The 22,197-nt window shown below is 54.5% G+C and carries 22 protein-coding genes; 19 read left to right on the forward strand and 3 right to left on the reverse strand.

Features of this window, described 5'->3' with window-relative positions; translation table 11 throughout:
* Positions 1 to 45 precede the first annotated feature (45 nt).
* From mnmG to phoU, 18 genes are all read left to right on the forward strand, one after another.
* The gene (gene mnmG / locus OSH03_RS14515) at positions 46 to 1,935 is read left to right on the forward strand and encodes a tRNA uridine-5-carboxymethylaminomethyl(34) synthesis enzyme MnmG (RefSeq protein WP_266179417.1); all 1,890 of its coding nucleotides are present in this window, start codon (positions 46 to 48) and stop codon (positions 1,933 to 1,935) included.
* A gap of 107 nt (positions 1,936 to 2,042) precedes the next feature.
* Positions 2,043 to 2,666, forward strand: a complete 624-nt coding sequence (gene rsmG / locus OSH03_RS14520) for a 16S rRNA (guanine(527)-N(7))-methyltransferase RsmG (RefSeq protein ID WP_266179418.1) — start codon at positions 2,043 to 2,045, stop codon at positions 2,664 to 2,666.
* 616 nt (positions 2,667 to 3,282) lie between these two features.
* The gene (atpI, locus tag OSH03_RS14525) at positions 3,283 to 3,663 is read left to right on the forward strand and encodes a F0F1 ATP synthase subunit I (RefSeq protein WP_266179419.1); all 381 of its coding nucleotides are present in this window, start codon (positions 3,283 to 3,285) and stop codon (positions 3,661 to 3,663) included.
* A gap of 8 nt (positions 3,664 to 3,671) precedes the next feature.
* Positions 3,672 to 4,487, forward strand: coding sequence for a F0F1 ATP synthase subunit A (gene atpB, locus OSH03_RS14530; protein WP_014881883.1), 816 nt, complete (start codon positions 3,672 to 3,674; stop codon positions 4,485 to 4,487).
* Positions 4,488 to 4,536: 49 nt separating this feature from the next.
* A complete protein-coding gene (gene atpE / locus OSH03_RS14535; protein ID WP_000429386.1) occupies positions 4,537 to 4,776 on the forward strand; it encodes a F0F1 ATP synthase subunit C in 240 nt (79 codons plus the stop codon).
* Between the two features lie 48 nt (positions 4,777 to 4,824).
* Positions 4,825 to 5,295, forward strand: a complete 471-nt coding sequence (gene atpF, locus OSH03_RS14540) for a F0F1 ATP synthase subunit B (RefSeq protein ID WP_003862370.1) — start codon at positions 4,825 to 4,827, stop codon at positions 5,293 to 5,295.
* 14 nt (positions 5,296 to 5,309) lie between these two features.
* Complete coding sequence (gene atpH / locus OSH03_RS14545; protein WP_003862369.1) at positions 5,310 to 5,843, forward strand: F0F1 ATP synthase subunit delta; 534 nt, start codon at positions 5,310 to 5,312, stop codon at positions 5,841 to 5,843.
* 12 nt (positions 5,844 to 5,855) lie between these two features.
* The gene (gene atpA / locus OSH03_RS14550; protein ID WP_006808751.1) at positions 5,856 to 7,397 is read left to right on the forward strand and encodes a F0F1 ATP synthase subunit alpha; all 1,542 of its coding nucleotides are present in this window, start codon (positions 5,856 to 5,858) and stop codon (positions 7,395 to 7,397) included.
* A gap of 51 nt (positions 7,398 to 7,448) precedes the next feature.
* The gene (gene atpG / locus OSH03_RS14555; protein ID WP_003862364.1) at positions 7,449 to 8,312 is read left to right on the forward strand and encodes a F0F1 ATP synthase subunit gamma; all 864 of its coding nucleotides are present in this window, start codon (positions 7,449 to 7,451) and stop codon (positions 8,310 to 8,312) included.
* A 31-nt stretch (positions 8,313 to 8,343) separates the two neighbouring features.
* Entirely contained in the window at positions 8,344 to 9,726 is a 1,383-nt protein-coding gene (atpD, locus tag OSH03_RS14560; RefSeq protein WP_003862362.1) for a F0F1 ATP synthase subunit beta, read from the forward strand.
* Positions 9,727 to 9,746: 20 nt separating this feature from the next.
* Positions 9,747 to 10,166 carry a F0F1 ATP synthase subunit epsilon gene (locus tag OSH03_RS14565; protein WP_006177560.1) on the forward strand — a complete coding sequence of 140 codons (420 nt, stop codon included), beginning with the start codon at positions 9,747 to 9,749 and terminating at the stop codon, positions 10,164 to 10,166.
* A 138-nt stretch (positions 10,167 to 10,304) separates the two neighbouring features.
* Complete coding sequence (gene glmU, locus OSH03_RS14570) at positions 10,305 to 11,675, forward strand: bifunctional UDP-N-acetylglucosamine diphosphorylase/glucosamine-1-phosphate N-acetyltransferase GlmU (protein WP_061096727.1); 1,371 nt, start codon at positions 10,305 to 10,307, stop codon at positions 11,673 to 11,675.
* A gap of 240 nt (positions 11,676 to 11,915) precedes the next feature.
* Positions 11,916 to 13,745 (forward strand): glutamine--fructose-6-phosphate transaminase (isomerizing), encoded by a 1,830-nt coding sequence (gene glmS / locus OSH03_RS14575; protein WP_028014918.1) that lies wholly within the window; start codon positions 11,916 to 11,918, stop codon positions 13,743 to 13,745.
* A 278-nt stretch (positions 13,746 to 14,023) separates the two neighbouring features.
* Positions 14,024 to 15,064, forward strand: a complete 1,041-nt coding sequence (gene pstS / locus OSH03_RS14580; protein WP_061096726.1) for a phosphate ABC transporter substrate-binding protein PstS — start codon at positions 14,024 to 14,026, stop codon at positions 15,062 to 15,064.
* 81 nt (positions 15,065 to 15,145) lie between these two features.
* Positions 15,146 to 16,105: a phosphate ABC transporter permease PstC gene (gene pstC, locus OSH03_RS14585; RefSeq protein ID WP_028014924.1), complete on the forward strand. Its 960-nt coding sequence runs from the start codon at positions 15,146 to 15,148 to the stop codon at positions 16,103 to 16,105.
* Positions 16,105 to 16,995 carry a phosphate ABC transporter permease PstA gene (gene pstA, locus OSH03_RS14590; RefSeq protein ID WP_061096725.1) on the forward strand — a complete coding sequence of 297 codons (891 nt, stop codon included), beginning with the start codon at positions 16,105 to 16,107 and terminating at the stop codon, positions 16,993 to 16,995. The genes pstC and pstA overlap by 1 nt, the downstream gene beginning before the upstream one ends.
* Before the next feature lie 47 nt (positions 16,996 to 17,042).
* Positions 17,043 to 17,816, forward strand: a complete 774-nt coding sequence (pstB, locus tag OSH03_RS14595) for a phosphate ABC transporter ATP-binding protein PstB (RefSeq protein ID WP_010426574.1) — start codon at positions 17,043 to 17,045, stop codon at positions 17,814 to 17,816.
* A 26-nt stretch (positions 17,817 to 17,842) separates the two neighbouring features.
* Positions 17,843 to 18,568, forward strand: coding sequence for a phosphate signaling complex protein PhoU (phoU, locus tag OSH03_RS14600; protein WP_003861153.1), 726 nt, complete (start codon positions 17,843 to 17,845; stop codon positions 18,566 to 18,568).
* Positions 18,569 to 18,612: 44 nt separating this feature from the next.
* On the opposite strand, the gene yieH is transcribed toward phoU, so the two are convergent.
* Positions 18,613 to 19,278, reverse strand: coding sequence for a 6-phosphogluconate phosphatase (gene yieH / locus OSH03_RS14605; RefSeq protein ID WP_266179420.1), 666 nt, complete (start codon positions 19,276 to 19,278; stop codon positions 18,613 to 18,615).
* A gap of 165 nt (positions 19,279 to 19,443) precedes the next feature.
* Here yieH and adeP point away from each other — a divergent pair, with 165 nt between their 5' ends.
* Positions 19,444 to 20,781, forward strand: coding sequence for an adenine permease AdeP (gene adeP / locus OSH03_RS14610; protein ID WP_154643335.1), 1,338 nt, complete (start codon positions 19,444 to 19,446; stop codon positions 20,779 to 20,781).
* Positions 20,782 to 20,826: 45 nt separating this feature from the next.
* Here the strand turns inward: adeP and OSH03_RS14615 are convergent, their stop codons facing one another.
* Both OSH03_RS14615 and OSH03_RS14620 read right to left on the reverse strand, forming a co-directional pair.
* Positions 20,827 to 21,393: an NADPH-dependent FMN reductase gene (locus tag OSH03_RS14615; RefSeq protein WP_061096722.1), complete on the reverse strand. Its 567-nt coding sequence runs from the start codon at positions 21,391 to 21,393 to the stop codon at positions 20,827 to 20,829.
* Positions 21,394 to 21,429: 36 nt separating this feature from the next.
* Entirely contained in the window at positions 21,430 to 22,176 is a 747-nt protein-coding gene (locus OSH03_RS14620; RefSeq protein ID WP_266179421.1) for a 4'-phosphopantetheinyl transferase family protein, read from the reverse strand.
* Positions 22,177 to 22,197: the final 21 nt, after the last annotated feature.

Genomic DNA, 22,197 nt, shown 5'->3' on the forward strand with positions numbered 1-22,197 from the left:
GGGCTTCAATCCATTTTCATACCGCTTTACGCGAGGCAGACCACCATGTTTTATCAGGATCCTTTTGACGTCATCATCATTGGCGGGGGTCACGCAGGCACTGAGGCCGCAATGGCCGCAGCGCGAATGGGTCAGCAGACCCTGCTTTTGACACACAATATCGACACGCTGGGACAAATGTCCTGTAATCCGGCGATTGGCGGCATTGGGAAAGGACACCTGGTAAAAGAAGTGGATGCACTTGGCGGCCTGATGGCGAAGGCGATCGATCGGGCTGGCATCCAGTTTAGGATACTAAACGCAAGCAAAGGCCCCGCTGTTCGTGCCACCCGTGCACAGGCAGACCGCGTGCTTTACCGTCAGGCCGTGCGCACCGCGCTGGAGAATCAGCCGAACCTGATGATCTTCCAGCAGGCGGTAGAAGATCTTATCGTTGAAAACGATCGCGTCGTGGGCGCCGTGACCCAGATGGGCCTCAAGTTCCGCGCCAAAGCCGTGGTGCTGACCGTTGGGACATTCCTGGACGGCAAAATCCATATTGGTCTGGACAACTACAGCGGTGGCCGCGCTGGCGATCCGCCATCCATTCCGCTGTCTCGTCGTCTGCGTGAACTGCCGCTGCGCGTCAGCCGTCTGAAAACCGGCACGCCACCGCGTATCGATGCGCGCACCATTGATTTCAGCGTACTGGCTCAACAGCACGGTGATAACCCGATGCCGGTCTTCTCGTTTATGGGCAACGCGGCGCAGCATCCGCAGCAGGTGCCGTGCTACATCACGCATACCAACGAAAAAACCCATGACGTGATCCGCAATAACCTCGATCGCAGCCCCATGTACGCTGGCGTGATCGAAGGGATCGGCCCACGTTACTGCCCGTCGATCGAAGACAAAGTGATGCGCTTTGCCGATCGTAACCAGCACCAGATCTTCCTGGAGCCGGAAGGGCTGACCTCGAACGAAATTTACCCGAATGGCATTTCCACCAGCCTGCCGTTCGACGTGCAGATACAGATAGTTCGCTCAATGCAGGGGATGGAGAATGCGAAAATCGTTCGCCCTGGCTACGCTATTGAGTACGATTTCTTCGACCCGCGTGACCTGAAGCCGACCCTGGAGAGCAAATTTATCCACGGTCTGTTCTTCGCAGGCCAGATTAACGGCACCACCGGCTACGAAGAAGCCGCAGCGCAGGGTCTGCTGGCCGGTCTGAACGCTGCCCGCTTCTCTGCCGAGAAAGAGGGCTGGGCGCCGGCACGTTCTCACGCCTATCTGGGCGTGCTGGTCGACGATCTCTGCACCCTGGGCACCAAAGAACCGTACCGTATGTTTACCTCTCGCGCGGAATATCGCCTGATGCTGCGCGAGGACAACGCCGACCTGCGTCTGACCGAGATGGGCCGCGAGCTGGGTCTGGTGGATGACGAACGCTGGGCGCGCTTCAACGAGAAGCTGGAGCGCATTGAACAGGAACGTCAGCGCCTGAAAACCACGTGGGTAAACCCGCAGGCGGAAACCGCTGCCGAAGTGAACGCTCACTTAACAGCGCCGCTGTCGCGTGAAGCCAGCGGTGAAGATCTGCTGCGTCGTCCGGAAGTGACCTATGAGAATCTGGTGAAACTCACCGCGTTCGCGCCGGGTCTTGAAGACGCGGAAGCCGCTGAACAGGTCGAAATTCAGGTGAAGTACGAAGGCTACATCGCGCGTCAGCAGGATGAGATCGAAAAACAGCAGCGCAACGAAAACACGCTGCTGCCGGAAATGCTGGACTACCGTCAGGTGACGGGTCTGTCCAACGAAGTGATCGCCAAGCTGAACGATCACAAACCGGTGTCGATTGGCCAGGCCTCCCGTATCTCCGGCGTTACGCCTGCCGCGATTTCGATTCTGCTGGTGTGGCTGAAAAAGCAAGGTATGCTGCGCCGCAGCGCCTAATTGCAGTCGTTTTGGCGGGTGGCGCTTTGCTTACCCGCCCTACATCGTTCGTAGGCCCGGTAAGCGTTAGCGCCACCGGGCAAATTGTTTCTAAACAGGTATTCACCGTGCTCAATAAACTCTCTCGTCTGCTGGATCAGGCAGGTATTTCGCTCACCGATCACCAGAAAAACCAGCTGGTGGCGTATGTCGATATGCTGAACAAATGGAATAAAGCGTACAACCTGACGTCTGTTCGCGACCCCAACGAGATGCTGGTACGCCATATTCTCGACAGCATCGTGGTCGCGCCATATCTGAACGGTGAACGTTTTATCGACGTGGGGACGGGGCCTGGTTTGCCTGGCGTTCCGCTGTCGATTGTCCGACCTGAGAGCCATTTCACGCTGCTGGACAGCCTGGGCAAGCGCGTGCGCTTTTTACGTCAGGTTCAGCATGAACTGAAGCTGGATAACATCACGCCCGTACAGAGCAGGGTAGAGGAGTTTCCGGCAGAGCCGCCGTTTGACGGCGTTATCAGCCGCGCGTTTGCTTCGCTCAATGACATGGTGAGCTGGTGTAAGCATCTGCCGGCAGAGGACGGCCGTTTTTATGCGCTGAAAGGACAGCTGCCCGGTGATGAAATTGAACAGCTTCCGGACGGTTTTAGCGTTGAAACCATCGAGAAATTAAACGTTCCTCAGCTCGACGGTGAACGTCATCTGGTGATAATTAAGCCAAACAATTTTTAAAAAGTTAATAAAAAATGTGGAATTTGTGCTGTTCTGAGCATGTTAAAAAACAGCATAACTCCCAGGGATTTACCAGAGAGCGTTTAACCGCTTTTTTACCAGGGATTTTCTTGCGGTTAACCTCAAGCCGATTATTCACCGCGAAGATAGTCAACTATGAAAATATCAGCCTGCTAAAAGTGAAAGTCTGTAACCAGAACGCAATGTTAATTATTTATTAAGAATGTCAATAAAAGGTTTTTATTGTGTACGGGGCTGTTTTGAAAATAGTTGCAATATTTTGTGTTTAATTTCAGAAAGATAATCCTGGGCGATTTACGGCTTTGATAAATACAACCTTATCGCAAATGTGTATTTTGTGATCTCGTGCACGCTTTGTAGTCAACGTTTTCGCGCTGTTTGCAGTTTTGCTCGAAGGTCGATGCTTTCTACGAAAGTTAAAAAATAGCGGTGGGGAAAAATATTTAAACATTTATTCACCTTTTCGCTACTTAATGTTTGAAATCACGGGTACGCACCGTATAATTTGTCCGCTTTTTGATGCTTGACTCTGAGCCTTAAAGGACGTTTTATACGACACGCGGCATACCTCGAAGGGAGCAGGAGTAAAAACGTGATGTCTGTGTCGCTCTTGAGTAGAAACGTTGCTCGTAAGCTTCTGTTCATTCAGTTTCTGGCTGTGATAGCAAGTGGACTGCTGTTTAGCCTCAAAGACCCCTTCTGGGGCATCTCCGCCGTGTGCGGGGGTTTGGCGGTCGTGCTGCCAAACGTGTTGTTTATGATTTTTGCCTGGCGTCATCAGGCGCATACACCCGCCAAAGGCCGCGTGGCCTGGTCCTTCGCCCTCGGCGAAGTGTGTAAGGTGTTGCTGACCTTTGCTCTACTGGTGATGGCGCTGGCGGTTTTGAGAGTGGTATTCATGCCGCTGATAGCAACGTGGGTTTTGGTGCTGGTGGTACAAGTTCTGGCTCCAGCTGTAATCAATAACAAAGGGTAAAAGGCATCATGGCTTCAGAAAATATGACGCCGCAGGATTACATAGGTCACCATCTGAATAACCTTCAGCTGGACCTGCGTACATTCTCGCTGGTGGATCCACATAACCCCCCGGCCACCTTCTGGACGATCAACATCGACTCCATGTTCTTCTCGGTGGTTTTGGGTCTTCTGTTCCTGGCCATGTTCCGCAGCGTTGCTAAAAAAGCGACCAGCGGTGTTCCAGGGAAATTCCAGACGTTCGTTGAGATGATCATCGGCTTCGTCCATGGCAGCGTGAAAGACATGTACCATGGTAAGAGCAAGCTGATTGCTCCGCTGGCCCTGACCGTGTTCGTTTGGGTCTTCCTGATGAACCTGATGGACCTGCTGCCAATTGACCTGCTGCCGTTCATCGGCGAGCACATCTTCGGCCTGCCTGCGCTGCGTGTTGTACCGTCTGCGGACGTGAACATCACCCTGTCGATGGCGCTGGGCGTGTTTATCCTGATTCTTTTCTACAGCATCAAAATGAAAGGCGTAAGCGGCTTTGTGAAAGAGCTTACCTTGCAGCCGTTCAACCACTGGGCGTTTATTCCGGTCAACCTGATCCTGGAAGGCGTTAGCCTGCTGTCCAAACCTGTTTCACTGGGTCTGCGACTGTTCGGCAACATGTATGCGGGTGAGCTGATTTTCATTCTGATCGCGGGTCTTCTGCCGTGGTGGTCACAGTGGATTCTTAATGTGCCATGGGCCATTTTCCATATCCTGATCATTACGCTGCAAGCCTTTATCTTCATGGTTCTGACGATCGTCTATCTGTCGATGGCGTCTGAAGAGCACTGATTTTTTACCAACACTACTACGTTTTAATTGAAACAAACTGGAGACTGTCATGGAAAACCTGAATATGGATCTGCTGTACATGGCTGCCGCTGTGATGATGGGTCTGGCGGCTATCGGTGCTGCGATCGGTATCGGCATCCTCGGAGGTAAATTCCTGGAAGGCGCAGCGCGTCAACCTGATCTGATTCCTCTGCTGCGTACTCAGTTCTTTATCGTTATGGGTCTGGTGGATGCTATCCCAATGATCGCTGTAGGTCTGGGTCTGTACGTGATGTTTGCTGTCGCGTAGTAGTTGTTTTAAAACCCCAAGCCACAGAAATTTAAGAGGTATTGTGCTGTGAACATGAACGCAACAATCCTCGGCCAGGCCATCGCGTTTATTCTCTTTGTCTGGTTCTGCATGAAGTATGTATGGCCGCCTTTAATGGCTGCCATCGAAAAACGTCAGAAAGAAATTGCTGACGGTCTGGCTTCCGCAGAACGCGCTAAGAAAGATTTGGACCTTGCACAGGCCAACGCGACAGACCAGCTGAAAAAAGCGAAAGCTGAAGCTCAGGTAATCATTGAACAGGCTAACAAGCGCCGTTCTCAGATCCTGGACGAAGCTAAAGCTGAAGCAGAACAGGAACGTACTAAGATCGTGACACAGGCTCAGGCTGAAATTGAAGCTGAGCGTAAACGTGCTCGTGAAGAACTGCGTAAGCAGGTTGCGATTCTGGCTGTTGCTGGCGCCGAGAAGATCATCGAACGTTCCGTGGATGAAGCTGCTAACAGCGACATCGTGGACAAACTTGTCGCTGAACTGTAAGGAGGGAGGGGCTGATGTCTGAATTTGTTACGGTAGCTCGCCCCTACGCCAAAGCAGCTTTTGACTTTGCTGTCGAACACCAAAATGTCGATCGCTGGCAGAACATGCTGGCGTTTGCCGCTGAGGTGACGAAAAACGAACAAATGGCCGAGTTGCTTTCCGGTGCGTTAGCACCTGAAACCCTCGCCGCGTCGTTTATCGCCGTGTGCGGAGAGCAACTGGATGCCAACGGCCAGAACCTGATTAAGGTGATGGCAGAAAATGGTCGTCTCCGTGTGCTCCCGGATGTTCTCGAGCAGTTTGAGCACTTACGTGCCCTTAGTGAAGCAACTGCAGAAGTCGAAGTGACTTCCGCGACTGAACTGAGTGACGAACAGCTTGCGAAAATCACCGCCGCGATGGAAAAACGTCTGTCACGCAAAGTTAAGCTGAATTGCAAAATCGATAAGTCTGTAATGGCAGGCGTAATCATCCGCTCGGGTGATATGGTCATTGATGGCAGCGTACGCGGCCGTCTTGAGCGCCTTGCAGACGTCTTGCAGTCTTAAGGGGACTGGAGCATGCAACTGAATTCCACCGAAATCAGCGAACTGATCAAGCAGCGCATTGCTCAGTTCAGTGTTGTGAGTGAAGCTCACAACGAAGGTACTATTGTTTCTGTAAGTGACGGTGTTATCCGCATCCACGGCCTGGCCGATTGTATGCAGGGTGAGATGATTTCCCTGCCGGGTAACCGTTACGCTATCGCACTGAACCTGGAGCGCGACTCCGTAGGTGCAGTTGTGATGGGTCCATACGCTGACCTCGCCGAAGGCATGAAGGTTAAGTGTACTGGCCGTATTCTGGAAGTGCCGGTTGGCCGTGGCCTGCTGGGTCGCGTTGTTAACACCCTGGGTGCGCCAATCGACGGTAAAGGTCCGGTTGAGCACGATGGCTTCTCTCCAATCGAAGTTATCGCACCAGGCGTTATCGACCGTCAGTCCGTTGATCAGCCAGTGCAGACTGGTTATAAGTCTGTTGATGCCATGATCCCAATCGGTCGTGGTCAGCGTGAACTGATCATCGGTGACCGTCAGACCGGTAAAACTGCGATGGCAATCGACGCCATCATCAACCAGCGTGACTCCGGCATCAAATGTGTGTACGTGGCTATCGGCCAGAAAGCGTCCACCATTTCTAACGTGGTTCGTAAACTGGAAGAGCACGGCGCGCTGTCTAACACCATCGTTGTTGTGGCTACCGCTTCTGAATCTGCTGCACTGCAATACCTGGCGCCATACGCCGGTTGCGCAATGGGCGAATACTTCCGTGACCGCGGTGAAGATGCACTGATCGTATACGATGACCTGTCTAAACAGGCTGTTGCTTATCGTCAGGTTTCCCTGCTGCTCCGTCGTCCACCTGGACGTGAAGCATTCCCGGGCGACGTATTCTACCTCCACTCTCGTCTGCTGGAGCGTGCTTCCCGCGTTAACGCGGAATACGTCGAGAACTTCACCAAAGGTGAAGTGAAGGGTAAAACAGGTTCTCTGACCGCGCTGCCGATCATTGAAACCCAGGCGGGTGACGTTTCTGCGTTCGTTCCGACCAACGTAATCTCCATTACCGATGGTCAGATCTTCCTGGAAACCAACCTGTTTAACTCCGGTATTCGTCCGGCGGTTAACCCGGGTATCTCCGTATCCCGTGTGGGTGGTGCTGCTCAGACCAAGATCATCAAGAAACTGTCCGGTGGTATCCGTACCGCGCTGGCACAGTATCGTGAACTGGCTGCGTTCTCTCAGTTCGCATCCGATCTGGACGAAGCAACCCGTAAACAGCTGAGCCACGGTCAGAAAGTGACCGAGCTGCTGAAGCAGAAACAGTACGCTCCAATGTCTGTTGCTCAGCAGGGCCTGGTGCTGTTCGCGGCTGAACGCGGTTACCTCGAAGATGTGGAACTGGCGAAAATCGGTAGCTTCGAAGCCGCTCTGCTGGCTTACGTCGACCGTGATCACGCTCCGCTGATGCAAGAGATCAACCAGACCGGTGGCTATAACGACGAAATCGAAGGCAAGCTGAAAGCTATCCTCGATTCCTTCAAAGCAACCCAATCCTGGTAATCGTCCGGCGGCTTGTCTCAGGGCAAGCCGCCTGGCATTGAGGAGAAGCTCATGGCCGGCGCAAAAGAGATACGTAGTAAGATCGCAAGCGTCCAGAACACGCAAAAGATCACTAAAGCGATGGAGATGGTCGCCGCTTCCAAAATGCGTAAATCGCAGGATCGCATGGCGGCCAGCCGTCCTTATGCAGAGACCATGCGCAAAGTGATTGGTCACCTTGCAAACGGTAATCTGGAATATAAGCACCCTTACCTGGAAGAACGCGACGTTAAGCGCGTGGGCTACCTGGTGGTGTCGACTGACCGTGGTCTGTGTGGCGGCTTGAACATTAACCTGTTCAAAAAACTGCTGGCGGATATGAAAGGCTGGTCTGATAAAGGCGTTCAGTGCGATCTGGCACTGATTGGCTCTAAAGGCGTCTCTTTCTTTAACTCCGTTGGTGGCAACATTGTCGCTCAGGTGACCGGTATGGGTGATAACCCGTCCCTGTCCGAACTGATCGGCCCGGTTAAAGTGATGTTGCAGGCCTATGATGAAGGCCGCCTGGACAGACTGTACGTTGTCAGCAACAAATTCATTAACACCATGTCTCAGGTTCCAACGCTCACTCAGATGCTGCCGTTACCGGCATCAGAAGATGACGAGCTGAAGCAGAAAGCCTGGGATTACCTGTATGAACCCGATCCGAAACCGCTGCTGGATACCCTGCTGCGTCGTTACGTTGAATCTCAGGTTTATCAGGGCGTTGTAGAAAACCTGGCCAGCGAGCAGGCCGCACGAATGGTGGCGATGAAAGCCGCGACCGATAATGGCGGCAGCCTGATTAAAGAGCTGCAGTTGGTTTACAACAAAGCTCGTCAGGCCAGCATTACTCAGGAACTCACCGAGATCGTCTCGGGGGCCGCCGCGGTTTAACCAGGTTTACGAATTACGTAGAGGATTCAAGATGGCTACTGGAAAGATTGTCCAGGTAATCGGCGCCGTGGTGGACGTCGAGTTCCCTCAGGACGCCGTACCACGCGTGTACGACGCGCTTGAGGTACAGAATGGTAACGAGAGCCTGGTGCTGGAAGTTCAGCAGCAGCTCGGCGGCGGTATCGTGCGTACCATCGCGATGGGTTCTTCCGACGGTCTGCGTCGTGGTCTGGAAGTTAAAGACCTTGAGCACCCGATCGAAGTCCCGGTAGGTAAAGCAACACTGGGTCGTATCATGAACGTATTGGGTCAGCCAATCGACATGAAAGGCGACATCGGTGAAGAAGAGCGTTGGGCTATCCACCGCGCGGCACCTTCCTACGAAGAGCTGTCCAGCTCTCAGGAACTGCTGGAAACCGGTATCAAAGTTATCGACCTGATGTGTCCGTTTGCGAAGGGCGGTAAAGTTGGTCTGTTCGGTGGTGCGGGTGTAGGTAAAACCGTAAACATGATGGAGCTGATCCGTAACATCGCGATCGAGCACTCCGGTTACTCCGTGTTTGCGGGCGTAGGTGAACGTACTCGTGAGGGTAACGACTTCTACCACGAAATGACCGACTCCAACGTTCTGGACAAAGTATCCCTGGTTTACGGCCAGATGAACGAGCCACCAGGAAACCGTCTGCGCGTTGCGCTGACTGGCCTGACTATGGCTGAGAAATTCCGTGACGAAGGCCGTGACGTTCTGCTGTTCGTTGATAACATCTACCGTTACACCCTGGCCGGTACGGAAGTATCTGCACTGCTGGGTCGTATGCCTTCAGCGGTAGGCTACCAGCCGACCCTGGCGGAAGAGATGGGTGTTCTTCAGGAACGTATCACCTCTACCAAAACCGGTTCTATCACCTCCGTTCAGGCGGTATACGTACCTGCGGATGACTTGACTGACCCATCTCCAGCAACCACCTTTGCGCACTTAGACGCAACCGTGGTACTGAGCCGTCAGATCGCGTCTCTGGGTATCTACCCGGCCGTTGACCCGCTGGACTCCACCAGCCGTCAGCTGGATCCACTGGTTGTTGGTCAGGAACACTACGACACCGCGCGTGGCGTACAGTCCCTGCTGCAGCGTTACCAGGAACTGAAAGACATCATCGCCATCCTGGGTATGGATGAACTGTCTGAAGAAGACAAACTGGTGGTAGCACGTGCGCGTAAGATCCAGCGCTTCCTGTCCCAGCCGTTCTTCGTTGCGGAAGTATTCACCGGTTCTCCGGGTAAATACGTTTCCCTGAAAGACACCATCCGTGGCTTTAAAGGCATCATGGAAGGCGAATACGATCACCTGCCAGAGCAGGCGTTCTACATGGTTGGTTCCATCGAAGAAGCCGTGGAAAAAGCCAAAAAACTTTAACGCCTTAATCGGAGGGTGATATGGCAATGACTTACCACCTGGACGTCGTCAGCGCAGAGCAACAAATGTTCTCTGGTCTGGTCGAGAAAATCCAGGTAACGGGCAGTGAAGGTGAACTGGGTATTTTCCCGGGTCACGCACCGCTGCTCACCGCCATTAAGCCTGGTATGATCCGCATCGTTAAACAGTTCGGTCACGAAGAGTTTATCTATCTGTCCGGCGGCATTCTTGAAGTGCAGCCTGGTAGTGTGACCGTTCTGGCCGATACCGCTATTCGTGGCCAGGATCTCGACGAAGCGCGAGCCCTGGAATCGAAGCGTAAGGCTGAAGAGCACATTAGCAGCTCTCATGGTGACGTGGATTACGCTCAGGCGTCTGCGGAGCTGGCCAAAGCGATCGCGAAACTGCGCGTTATCGAGTTGACCAAAAAAGCGATGTAACACCGGCTTGAAAAGCACAAAAGCCAGTCTGGATACCAGGCTGGCTTTTTTTTTGATCCTTAATTCATGATGAAAAAGATGTAGAATTTTAGGCATCAAACGTTTTTACTTCTCACTCAAACTACCGTCAGGATGCGTATGTCAAACAGTGCGATGAGCGTGGTGATCCTTGCCGCAGGCAAAGGTACCCGCATGTATTCCGATCTGCCTAAAGTGCTTCACACGCTGGCAGGAAAGCCAATGGTGCAGCATGTCATTGATGCAGCGAATGAACTGGGTGCCCGTCAGGTTCACCTGGTCTACGGCCACGGTGGCGATCTGCTTAAAAAGACGCTGAGCGATGACGCGCTCAACTGGGTGCTTCAGGCTGAACAGTTGGGTACCGGTCATGCGATGCAGCAGGCGGCGCCGTTCTTTGCCGATGACGAAGACATTCTGATGCTTTACGGCGACGTTCCGCTGATTTCCGTTGAAACGCTGACTCGCCTGCGTGCAGCCAAGCCGCAGGGCGGTATCGGTTTATTAACCGTTGTGCTGGACGATCCAACGGGCTATGGCCGTATCACGCGTGAAAACGGCAACGTAACGGGTATCGTTGAACATAAAGATGCCAGCGATGAGCAGCGCAAGATTCAGGAGATCAACACCGGCATCCTGATTGCCAATGGCGCGGACATGAAGCGCTGGCTCTCTCAGCTCAACAACAACAACGCGCAGGGTGAATACTACATCACCGACATCATTGCGATGGCGTACCACGAAGGCCGTGAGATCGCCGCCGTTCATCCGGCGCGCATCAGCGAAACGGACGGCGTGAACAACCGCCTGCAGCTTTCCCGTCTTGAGCGTATTTATCAGTCCGAGCAGGCCGAAAAGCTGCTGCTGGCAGGCGTGATGCTGCGCGATCCGGCGCGTTTCGATTTGCGCGGCACCGTGTCTCACGGGCGCGACGTTGAGATCGATACTAACGTTATTCTTGAAGGCAACGTTACGCTGGGCAACCGCGTCAAAATTGGCGCCGGCTGCGTGATTAAAAACAGCGTCATCGGTGATGACTGCGAAATCAGCCCTTACAGCGTGGTGGAAGATGCTCACCTTGAAGCTGCGTGTACCATCGGCCCGTTTGCGCGTCTGCGCCCGGGCGCTGAGCTGCTGGAAGGCGCGCACGTGGGCAACTTCGTGGAAATGAAAAAAGCGCGTCTGGGTAAAGGCTCGAAAGCCGGTCATTTGACCTATCTGGGCGACGCGGAAATTGGCGACAACGTGAACATTGGTGCAGGGACCATTACCTGTAACTATGACGGCGCCAATAAGTTTAAAACCATCATCGGTGATGACGTGTTTGTTGGTTCGGACACGCAGCTGGTGGCGCCTGTTACCGTGGGTAACGGTGTGACCATCGCCGCCGGCACGACCGTCACGCGCGACGTAGCGGATAACGAGCTGGTGTTAAGCCGCGTGCCGCAGGTACACAAGCAGGGCTGGAAACGCCCGGTGAAGAAGAAGTAACAACAATATACACCCCTCACCCTGACCCTCTCCCCATAGGGGAGAGGGGAACTGAACGGTGCGGTTTTCACCCTCGCCCCTTTGGGGAGAGGGCCGGGATGAGAGGATAATATAATCCTCCCCCCACAGGCAGTACCCATAAAAATAACCCCACTCTCTACAAGGCTCGGGGTGCCCGTAAAGGGCAAATACAGGTCAGCGACAACGCATGGCATAACGCCATAATCAGGAAATCTTACTATGTGTGGAATTGTTGGCGCAGTTGCGCAGCGTGATATTGCTGAAATCCTTCTCGAAGGTTTACGTCGTCTGGAATACCGTGGTTACGACTCTGCCGGTCTGGCTGTCGTGGATGCTGAAGGGCATATGACCCGCCTGCGTCGCCTCGGTAAAGTGCAGATGCTGGCTCAGGCCGCGGAAGAACATCCGCTGCACGGTGGTACCGGTATCGCGCACACCCGCTGGGCGACGCACGGCGAACCGTCTGAAGGTAACGCGCACCCGCATGTGTCTGAACACATCGTGGTGGTGCATAACGGCATTATCGAAAACCACGAACCGCTGCGCGAAGAACTGAAAGCGCGCGGCTATACCTTCGTCTCTGAAACTGACACCGAAGTGATTGCTCACCTGGTGCACTGGGAGCTGGCACAGGGCGGTACGCTGCGTGATGCGGTGCTGCGCGCTATCCCTCAGCTGCGCGGTGCGTACGGCACGGTGATCATGGACTCCCGCGATCCGTCGACCCTGCTGGCCGCGCGTTCCGGTAGCCCGATGGTTATCGGTCTGGGCATGGGTGAAAACTTTATCGCCTCCGATCAGCTGGCACTCCTGCCGGTCACCCGTCGCTTTATCTTCCTGGAAGAAGGGGATATCGCGGAAGTGACGCGCCGCAGCGTGACCGTTTTCGATACCAAAGGCGAGCAGGTGAAGCGTCAGGAGATCGAATCTAACCTGCAGTACGACGCGGGCGACAAAGGCGCTTACCGTCACTACATGCAGAAAGAGATCTACGAGCAGCCTAACGCCATCAAAAACACCCTGACCGGGCGCATCAGCCACGGCGAGGTGGACCTGAGCGAGCTGGGGGCAAACGCCAACGAACTGCTCGGCAAGGTTGAGCATATTCAGATCGTGGCCTGCGGCACCTCTTATAACTCCGGTATGGTCTCTCGCTACTGGTTTGAATCCCTGGCGGGCGTGCCGTGCGACGTGGAAATCGCGTCTGAATTCCGCTATCGCAAATCTGCGGTGCGTCGTAACAGCCTGATGATTACCCTTTCCCAGTCCGGCGAAACGGCGGATACGCTGGCAGCGCTGCGTCTGTCTAAAGAACTGGGTTACCTGGGCTCGCTGGCCATCTGTAACGTCCCGGGCTCATCCCTGGTGCGTGAATCCGATCTGGCGCTGATGACCAAAGCGGGTACCGAAATCGGCGTGGCCTCCACCAAAGCGTTTACCACTCAGCTGACCGTTCTGCTGATGCTGGTGGCGAAGCTGGCGCGTCTGAAAGGCGAAGATGCTTCCGTTGAGCATGACATCGTTCATGGCCTGCAGGCCCTGCCAAGCCGTATTGAGCAGATGCTCTCCCAGGACAAACGCATTGAAGCGCTGGCGGAAGATTTCTCTGACAAACATCACGCTCTGTTCCTGGGTCGTGGCGATCAGTATCCAATTGCGCTGGAAGGCGCGCTGAAGCTGAAAGAGATCTCCTACATCCACGCGGAAGCCTACGCGGCGGGCGAGCTGAAACATGGCCCGCTGGCGCTGATTGATGCAGATATGCCGGTTATCGTTGTGGCACCTAACAACGAACTGCTGGAAAAACTGAAATCTAACATCGAAGAAGTGCGCGCCCGCGGCGGCGTACTGTATGTCTTCGCCGACAAAGATGCCGGTTTCGCCAGCAGCGACAATATGCACATCATCGAGATGCCGCACGTTGAAGAGGTGATTGCACCGATCTTCTACACCGTTCCGCTGCAGCTTCTGGCGTATCACGTCGCGCTGATCAAAGGCACCGACGTTGACCAGCCGCGTAACCTGGCGAAATCCGTTACCGTAGAATAATCCTTCCAGGCTCCACCATCAGGTGGAGCCTTTTTTAATGACAATCTGTCATTTTCAGCTATTTTTTCAGTGTCACATAAAGAAAATATTTCTGAAATCCCGCCGTCATGTTTTAGTTTAACATGTTGATAAATATATGTATTTTTGTTTTTCTTTAAGTGAAATTTCCATTGTCATAAAACTGTCATAATTCGTACATTTATCTGTCACCTGTTTGTCCTATTTTGCTCATCGTAGCCACTTAAACAATGATTTACGAAATCCTTGCAGGAGACATTATGAAAGTTATGCGTACCACTGTCGCAACTGTTGTCGCCGCGACCTTATCTCTGAGCGCTTTCTCTGCTTTTGCAGCAGCAAGCCTGACTGGCGCTGGTGCAACCTTCCCTGCGCCGGTGTATGCCAAATGGGCAGATACCTACCAGAAAGAAACCGGCAACAAGGTTAACTATCAGGGTATCGGCTCCTCCGGTGGCGTAAAACAAATTACCGCTAATACCGTTGATTTCGGCGCATCAGACGCTCCGCTGTCTGACGAGAAACTGAATCAGGAAGGCCTGTTCCAGTTCCCTACCGTGATCGGCGGTGTGGTTCTGGCCATCAACCTGCCGGGCGTGAAGTCTGGTGAGCTGGTGCTGGACGGCAAAACCCTGGGCGATATCTACCTGGGTAAAATCAAAAAATGGGATGATGAAGCGATCGCTAAACTCAACCCAGGCCTGAAGCTGCCTTCGCAGAACATCGCCGTGGTTCGCCGCGCGGATGGTTCCGGCACCTCCTTCGTCTTCACCAGCTATCTGGCGAAAGTGAACGAAGAGTGGAAATCTAAAGTCGGCTCCGGCTCTACCGTTAACTGGCCAACCGGTCTGGGCGGTAAAGGTAACGACGGTATCGCCGCGTTCGTACAGCGTCTGCCTGGCTCTATCGGTTACGTAGAGTACGCGTACGCTAAGCAGAACAACCTGGCTTACACCAAGCTGGTTTCTGCTGACGGCAAACCGGTTAGCCCGACCGAAGAGAACTTCGCTAATGCCGCGAAAGGCGCTGACTGGAGCAAATCCTTCGCACAGGATCTGACTAACCAGAAAGGCGACAACGCGTGGCCAATCACTTCTACAACGTTCATTCTGATTCACAAAGATCAGAAGAAACCAGAGCAAGGTACTGAAGTGCTGAAGTTCTTTGACTGGGCATACAAAAACGGCGGCAAACAGGCTAATGACCTGGATTACGCCAGCCTGCCGGACAGCGTGGTTGAGCAGATTCGTGCTGCATGGAAAACCAACGTGAAAGACAGCAGCGGTAAAGCATTGTATTAATTTAGCATTCTGACGAAAATGGCGGGTGGCGCTTGCGCTTACCCGCCGATTTCGTAAACGCGTTTAACAGAAGAGTGATTTATGGCTGCAACCAAGCCTGCATTTAACCCTCCGGGTAAAAAAGGTGACATGATTTTCGGCGCGCTGGTTAAACTGGCTGCGCTGATTGTGCTATTGCTGCTGGGCGGCATTATCGTGTCTCTGATTTTCTCCTCCTGGCCGAGCATTCAGAAATTTGGTTTCTCCTTCCTGTGGACCAAAGAGTGGGACGCGCCGAACGACATCTACGGTGCGCTGGTGCCGATTTACGGTACGCTGGTGACCTCGTTCATCGCCCTGCTGATTGCGGTTCCGGTAAGCTTCGGTATTGCGCTGTTCCTGACTGAACTGGCTCCGGGCTGGCTGCGTCGCCCGCTGGGTATTGCCATCGAACTGCTGGCGGCGATCCCAAGTATCGTATACGGCATGTGGGGCCTGTTTATCTTTGCGCCGCTGTTTGCCACGTACTTCCAGGAGCCGGTGGGTAATGTTCTCTCTGCCGTTCCGTTTGTGGGGGCCCTGTTCTCTGGCCCGGCATTCGGTATCGGTATTCTGGCGGCAGGTGTGATCCTCGCCATCATGATTATTCCGTACATTGCGGCGGTAATGCGCGATGTCTTCGAACAAACTCCGGTGATGATGAAAGAGTCGGCCTACGGCATCGGCTGCACCACCTGGGAAGTTATCTGGCGCATTGTCCTTCCGTTCACCAAAAATGGGGTGATCGGCGGCGTGATGCTGGGCTTAGGTCGCGCGCTGGGTGAAACCATGGCGGTTACCTTTATCATCGGTAACACCTACCAGCTCGACAGCGCCTCACTCTATATGCCGGGTAACAGTATTACCTCCGCGCTGGCAAACGAATTTGCCGAAGCGGAATCCGGGCTTCACGTTGCAGCGCTGATGGAACTGGGTCTGATTCTGTTCGTTATCACCTTCATTGTTCTGGCGATTTCCAAGCTGATGATCCTGCGTCTCGCGAAAAATGAGGGGGCACGCTGATGGCAACGCTCGAAATGCAAAGCACCGCTCGGCTTGCGGAATCCCGCCGCAAAATGCAGGCGAAGCGTCGTTTCAAAAACCGCATTGCGCTGACGCTTTCCATGGCAACGATGGCATTCGGCCTGTTCTGGCTGATCTGGATCCTAATGTCCACCATCACCCGCGGTATTGATGGAATGTCTCTGGCACTGTTCACCGAGATGACGCCGCCGCCAAATACGGCGGGTGGTGGTCTGGCGAACGCCCTGGCGGGCAGCGGCCTGCTGATCCTGTGGGCGACCGTTTTCGGTACGCCGCTGGGCATCATGGCGGGCATCTACCTGGCGGAGTACGGGCGTAAATCCTGGCTCGCAGAGGTGATTCGCTTCATTAACGACATCCTGCTTTCCGCTCCGTCTATTGTCGTGGGCCTGTTTGTTTACACCATCGTGGTCGCGCAAATGGAACACTTCTCCGGCTGGGCGGGCGTGATTGCGCTGGCGCTGCTGCAGGTGCCTATCGTCATTCGTACCACCGAAAACATGCTGAAACTGGTGCCGGACAGCCTGCGTGAAGCGGCTTACGCGCTGGGTACGCCGAAATGGAAAATGATTTCTGCAATCACCCTGAAAGCGTCGGTCTCCGGGATCATGACCGGTATTCTGCTGGCTATCGCCCGTATCGCCGGTGAAACGGCACCGCTGCTGTTTACTGCCCTCTCCAACCAGTTCTGGAGCACGGACATGATGCAGCCGATCGCCAACCTGCCGGTGACGATCTTTAAATTTGCGATGAGCCCATTCGCGGAATGGCAGCAGCTGGCCTGGGCCGGGGTGCTGATCATCACCCTTTGCGTACTGTTGCTGAACATTCTGGCGCGCGTCATTTTCGCGAAGAAGAAACACGGTTAATTTTTTACGGCGCGGCAGCTCGCGGCGCCGAATGAGGAAATGAGTCAATGAGTATGGTTGATACTGCCCCGGGTAAGATTCAGGTTCGTGATTTGAACTTCTACTACGGCAAATTCCATGCCCTGAAGAATATCAACCTGGATATCGCCAAGAACCAGGTCACGGCATTCATCGGTCCGTCCGGCTGTGGTAAATCCACGCTGCTGCGTACCTTTAACAAAATGTATTCGCTCTATCCGGAGCAGCGCGCTGAAGGTGAAATTATCCTGGATGGCGAAAACATTCTGACCCAGGCCCAGGATATCGCCCTGCTGCGTGCCAAAGTGGGCATGGTGTTCCAGAAACCGACGCCGTTCCCGATGTCCATCTATGACAACATTGCGTTTGGCGTTCGCCTGTTTGAGAAGCTCTCCCGTGCCGATATGGACGAGCGCGTGCAGTGGGCATTGACCAAGGCCGCATTATGGAACGAAACCAAAGATAAGTTGCACCAGAGCGGGTACTCTCTCTCCGGTGGTCAGCAGCAGCGTCTGTGCATTGCGCGTGGTATCGCCATTCGTCCGGAAGTATTGCTGCTGGATGAGCCGTGCTCGGCGCTGGACCCGATCTCAACCGGTCGTATTGAAGAGCTGATCACCGAGCTGAAGCAGGATTACACCGTGGTTATCGTGACCCACAACATGCAGCAGGCTGCGCGTTGTTCCGATCACACGGCGTTTATGTACCTGGGCGAGTTGATTGAGTTCAGCGATACGGACGCGCTGTTCACCCGGCCCGCGAAGAAACAAACCGAAGATTATATTACTGGCCGCTACGGTTGATTTGCCTTAGTGCATGTGGAGAAACCATGGACAACCTCAATCTTAATAAACACATTTCAGGCCAGTTCAACGCAGAGCTGGAAAGCATCCGCACCCAGGTAATGACCATGGGCGGCATGGTTGAGCAGCAGCTTTCTGATGCGATTACGGCGATGCACAACCAGGACAGCGAGCTGGCGAAGCGCGTCATTGAAGGCGACCACAACGTCAACATGATGGAAGTCGCCATCGACGAAGCCTGCGTGCGTATCATCGCCAAGCGTCAGCCGACGGCGAGCGACCTGCGTCTGGTGATGGCGATCATTAAAACCATCGCCGAGCTGGAGCGTATTGGTGACGTTGCGGATAAAATCTGCCGCACCGCGCTGGAGAAGTTTTCCCAGCAGCACCAGCCGCTGCTGGTGAGCCTGGAGTCGCTGGGCCGCCACACCGTGCAGATGCTGCACGACGTGCTGGACGCCTTCGCGCGCATGGATCTGGACGAAGCGGTCCGTATCTACCGTGAAGACAAGAAAGTGGACCAGGAGTATGAAGGCATCGTGCGTCAGCTGATGACCTACATGATGGAAGACTCCCGTACCATCCCAAGCGTGCTGACGGCCCTGTTCTGCGCGCGCTCTATCGAGCGTATCGGCGACCGCTGCCAGAACATTTGCGAATACATTTTCTACTTCGTGAAGGGTCAGGACTTCCGTCACGTCGGCGGCGACGAGCTGGACAAGCTGCTGGCGGGTAAAGATCCGAAAGAGTGATGTTTGTGGCGGGTGGCGCTAGCGCTTACCCGCCCTACGTTAATTCAACGCGTAATATCCCACCCGCGCGCCTTCCACAACTCTGGCAGCTGCGCCAGATCGGTAAAGGTCGTCACTTTTGGATGATCGATCGGCTTGTTGTGCGGATCGGCGCAGAAGTAAAACACCTCCATCCCCGCATCAATCCCCGACTGCGCGCCCGCAGACGAGTCATCCACCAGAATGCAGTTCTCCACGTTGACGTTCATCGCTTTCGCCGCATGGAACATCAGTGCCGGGTCTGGCTTCCAGCGCTGGATATCGTAGCCGCTGAACAGTTTTTCCGGGAAATGGTGCAGCATCTCAAGCTTGCCCAGTGAATGCTGCATTTTGCTGACCGGACCGTTGGAGACCACGCAGATCGGCACCGTCATCGCATCCAGCAGCGCGTTAGCTCCGGAGATCACCTCTAGTTCGGAGTCGAACAGGCGTGCGACCTCGGTGCGGTACACCGGTTCCAGATCCGCTTTTGCCAGAGCCACCCCGTATTCCTGGTTAATGATGTCGATGATCTCGTAGAGCTTCACGCCTTTAAAGCGTTTGAACACCTCTTCGAGCTCCAGCGTAATGCCAAATTCCTGGAACATGGTGACATACGCGCGGGAACAAATGACCTCACTGTCGACCAGCGTACCGTCGCAGTCGAAAAATACCGCTTCAATTCCGGACATGCCTTTCCCTTTTAACAAGTTTAACGTTTTCGTACGGCAGTTCGCCGGGACGCAATCGTTGCCGTATAAGCAAAATCAATGAAAAAAGTATCACGTAACCGCCACTATTGTCGCATTTTGGTATAGGATAGCGACGAATTTTCCCTCCTTGTTCGGAAATTGATGATGAGTCAACAACACACTACCCAGACATCTGGTCAGGGTCTGCTTGAGCGCGTGTTTAAACTGCGCGAGCACGGCACAACGGCACGCACCGAAGTGATCGCCGGTTTCACCACCTTCCTGACGATGGTCTATATCGTTTTTGTGAACCCGCAAATTCTGGGCGTCGCTGGCATGGACACCAGCGCCGTCTTTGTAACCACCTGTCTGATTGCGGCGCTTGGCAGCATCCTGATGGGTGTGTTCGCTAACCTGCCTGTGGCGCTGGCGCCGGCTATGGGCCTGAATGCGTTCTTCGCGTTCGTGGTGGTTCAGGCGATGGGTCTGCCGTGGCAGGTCGGTATGGGCGCTATTTTCTGGGGTGCGGTTGGCCTGCTGCTGCTGACCATCTTCCGCGTGCGTTACTGGATGATTGCGAACATTCCGGTGAGCCTGCGCGTGGGCATCACCAGCGGTATCGGTCTGTTTATCGGCATGATGGGGCTAAAAAACGCCGGTGTGATCGTGGCGAACCCGGAAACGCTGGTGAGCATCGGCAATCTGACCTCTCATAACGTGCTGCTGGGCGTGCTGGGCTTCTTTATCATCGCGATCCTGGCCTCTCGTAACATTCATGCGGCGGTGCTGGTGTCCATCGTGGTGACCACCCTGCTGGGCTGGATGCTGGGCGACGTGCACTATAACGGTATCGTCTCCGCGCCTCCGAGCGTCTCTACCGTGATTGGTCACGTCGATCTGGCGGGTTCCCTGAACCTGGGCCTGGCGGGCGTGATCTTCTCCTTCATGCTGGTCAACCTGTTTGACTCCTCCGGTACGCTGATTGGCGTGACCGACAAAGCGGGTCTGGCGGACGAGAAAGGCAAATTCCCGCGCATGAAGCAGGCGCTGTATGTGGATAGCATCTCCTCCGTGGCGGGTTCTTTCATTGGCACCTCGTCTGTTACCGCTTACATTGAATCCTCTTCCGGCGTGTCCGTGGGCGGCCGTACCGGCCTGACGGCGGTGGTGGTGGGTATCCTGTTCCTGCTGGTGATCTTCCTCTCTCCGCTGGCGGGTATGGTTCCACCGTATGCGGCTGCCGGCGCGCTGATTTACGTGGGCGTGCTGATGACGTCGAGCCTGGCGCGCGTGAAGTGGGATGATTTAACCGAAGCGGTACCGGCGTTTATTACCGCCGTGATGATGCCGTTCAGCTTCTCGATCACCGAAGGTATCGCGCTGGGCTTTATCTCTTACTGCGTAATGAAGATCGGTACCGGCCGCTTCCGCGAACTCAGCCCGTGCGTGATTATTGTGGCGCTGCTGTTTGTGCTGAAGATTGTGTTTATTGACGCCAAATAAACAGGTTTGTTCCCTCTCCCCGTGGGAGAGGGTCAGGGTGAGGGCTTACGCCTTCACCCGCTTAATATAATCCCCAAACGCCGTCAGCTGGCCAGAGAGATGGTCACGCGTGCTCTGATCCACCACCTCACCCGTCTGCGGGTCGACCTTGTTCTGAATCACACCGCCCATAAATTCCGGCTTGTTCATCACCATCGCATCCAGGAACACCAGAATCTGGCGCAGGTGATACTGGCAGCGCGCGCCGCCAATCGCGCCCATTGAGCTGGTCTGGATCAGCACCGGTTTGCCGGACAGGGGCTGCTCCGGTAAACGGGACAGCCAGTCAATGGCGTTCTTCAGGCCACCCGGAACCGAGTAGTTATACTCCGGCGTGACAATGACCACACCGTCGGCCTGGCGGATCTGCTCGGCTATCGCCTCCACGCTCTGCGGGAACCCCTCTTCCTGCTGCATATCAGCATCATACAGCGGGATATCGCCAATAGATGGCAGGGCGCTAATTTCCATACCTGCCGGGGCCAACTGCGGCAGCGTGCGGGCAACCATTCCGTTAAATGAACCTTTGCGCAGGCTTCCCAGTAACGTAACTACTTTCAACGTATCAGACATGATTACTCCTGTTTCATCATGATGACCCTGATTGGATCAGCTATGGGTAAATGCTTTTTCTGCCGGTAAACTGGTTAAACGCATCAGGCGTGCGGCGGGCGCGTTGGCGCGCTCGGGCACATCCGGAAGGCTACTCCATCCCTCTTTACTGTCAAATTCCCAAATCTTTAGCCGTTCGATGGCAGGGCTGACTGCAACAGACCATATCAACACATCTTCTGCATCGCTGAGTGCCTCTACAAGCGTGGCTTTAGCGGCACGCAGGCGTCCGGAGCCTGGCAACAATTGCAACTGGCTGGTGTCGTCTGAAGCGCATCCGCAGAGCTTGCGAATGCTCTGGCGCAGGGTGATGAGCTGGGCTCTGGCCTCGACGGCGTCGTTCTGGTTGCGTACCCACAGCTTTTCATTGCTGGAGAGCGGGTAGTCATCGTGCGGGCTTGCGCCGTGGAAGCCCCGCGTCGCACGCTGAAGCTCCATATCCAGCCCGCAATCCCCTTCGGTGGTCAGCGCCACGCCAATGATATTGCCCGTATAGGCAATGGAAAAACGGGGGAGTTCCGGGTCAGCAAAGACCGGGCGGCCTTCTGGTTGCGTGACGATCTCCGGCAGTTCGCTGGTGCCGTACAGCATAAACAGCAGTTCTGCGAGAAGTGCTCTGGAGGCTAAAAACCGCGTCCTGCGATGTTCGGGGAGTTTGAGCGCCTCACTGTGACAGGCTGAAGAGAGTCTGGCCGATACGAGACGTCCTTCTGTAAGTATCCCTCTTGCAAAGTGCGTTGCCATTTTTCGCTCCTTGATAATGGT

This window comes from Enterobacter nematophilus (genome assembly GCF_026344075.1).
In the GTDB taxonomy this organism is placed as follows: Bacteria; Pseudomonadota; Gammaproteobacteria; order Enterobacterales; family Enterobacteriaceae; genus Enterobacter; species Enterobacter nematophilus.

What these genes read in the sequence shown, in the direction of transcription:
- pstB (WP_010426574.1), top strand. Translation starts at nt 17,043, where the DNA reads ATGAGTATGGTTGATACTGCCCCGGGTAAGATTCAGGTTCGTGATTTG.
- pstA (WP_061096725.1), top strand. Translation starts at nt 16,105, where the DNA reads ATGGCAACGCTCGAAATGCAAAGCACCGCTCGGCTTGCGGAATCCCGC.
- mnmG (WP_266179417.1), top strand. Translation starts at nt 46, where the DNA reads ATGTTTTATCAGGATCCTTTTGACGTCATCATCATTGGCGGGGGTCAC.
- phoU (WP_003861153.1), top strand. Translation starts at nt 17,843, where the DNA reads ATGGACAACCTCAATCTTAATAAACACATTTCAGGCCAGTTCAACGCA.
- atpD (WP_003862362.1), top strand. Translation starts at nt 8,344, where the DNA reads ATGGCTACTGGAAAGATTGTCCAGGTAATCGGCGCCGTGGTGGACGTC.
- glmU (WP_061096727.1), top strand. Translation starts at nt 10,305, where the DNA reads ATGTCAAACAGTGCGATGAGCGTGGTGATCCTTGCCGCAGGCAAAGGT.
- atpH (WP_003862369.1), top strand. Translation starts at nt 5,310, where the DNA reads ATGTCTGAATTTGTTACGGTAGCTCGCCCCTACGCCAAAGCAGCTTTT.
- atpG (WP_003862364.1), top strand. Translation starts at nt 7,449, where the DNA reads ATGGCCGGCGCAAAAGAGATACGTAGTAAGATCGCAAGCGTCCAGAAC.
- atpI (WP_266179419.1), top strand. Translation starts at nt 3,283, where the DNA reads ATGTCTGTGTCGCTCTTGAGTAGAAACGTTGCTCGTAAGCTTCTGTTC.
- OSH03_RS14615 (WP_061096722.1), bottom strand. Translation starts at nt 21,393, where the DNA reads ATGTCTGATACGTTGAAAGTAGTTACGTTACTGGGAAGCCTGCGCAAA.
- atpB (WP_014881883.1), top strand. Translation starts at nt 3,672, where the DNA reads ATGGCTTCAGAAAATATGACGCCGCAGGATTACATAGGTCACCATCTG.
- glmS (WP_028014918.1), top strand. Translation starts at nt 11,916, where the DNA reads ATGTGTGGAATTGTTGGCGCAGTTGCGCAGCGTGATATTGCTGAAATC.
- pstC (WP_028014924.1), top strand. Translation starts at nt 15,146, where the DNA reads ATGGCTGCAACCAAGCCTGCATTTAACCCTCCGGGTAAAAAAGGTGAC.
- yieH (WP_266179420.1), bottom strand. Translation starts at nt 19,278, where the DNA reads ATGTCCGGAATTGAAGCGGTATTTTTCGACTGCGACGGTACGCTGGTC.
- atpE (WP_000429386.1), top strand. Translation starts at nt 4,537, where the DNA reads ATGGAAAACCTGAATATGGATCTGCTGTACATGGCTGCCGCTGTGATG.
- OSH03_RS14565 (WP_006177560.1), top strand. Translation starts at nt 9,747, where the DNA reads ATGGCAATGACTTACCACCTGGACGTCGTCAGCGCAGAGCAACAAATG.
- atpA (WP_006808751.1), top strand. Translation starts at nt 5,856, where the DNA reads ATGCAACTGAATTCCACCGAAATCAGCGAACTGATCAAGCAGCGCATT.
- adeP (WP_154643335.1), top strand. Translation starts at nt 19,444, where the DNA reads ATGAGTCAACAACACACTACCCAGACATCTGGTCAGGGTCTGCTTGAG.
- OSH03_RS14620 (WP_266179421.1), bottom strand. Translation starts at nt 22,176, where the DNA reads ATGGCAACGCACTTTGCAAGAGGGATACTTACAGAAGGACGTCTCGTA.
- pstS (WP_061096726.1), top strand. Translation starts at nt 14,024, where the DNA reads ATGAAAGTTATGCGTACCACTGTCGCAACTGTTGTCGCCGCGACCTTA.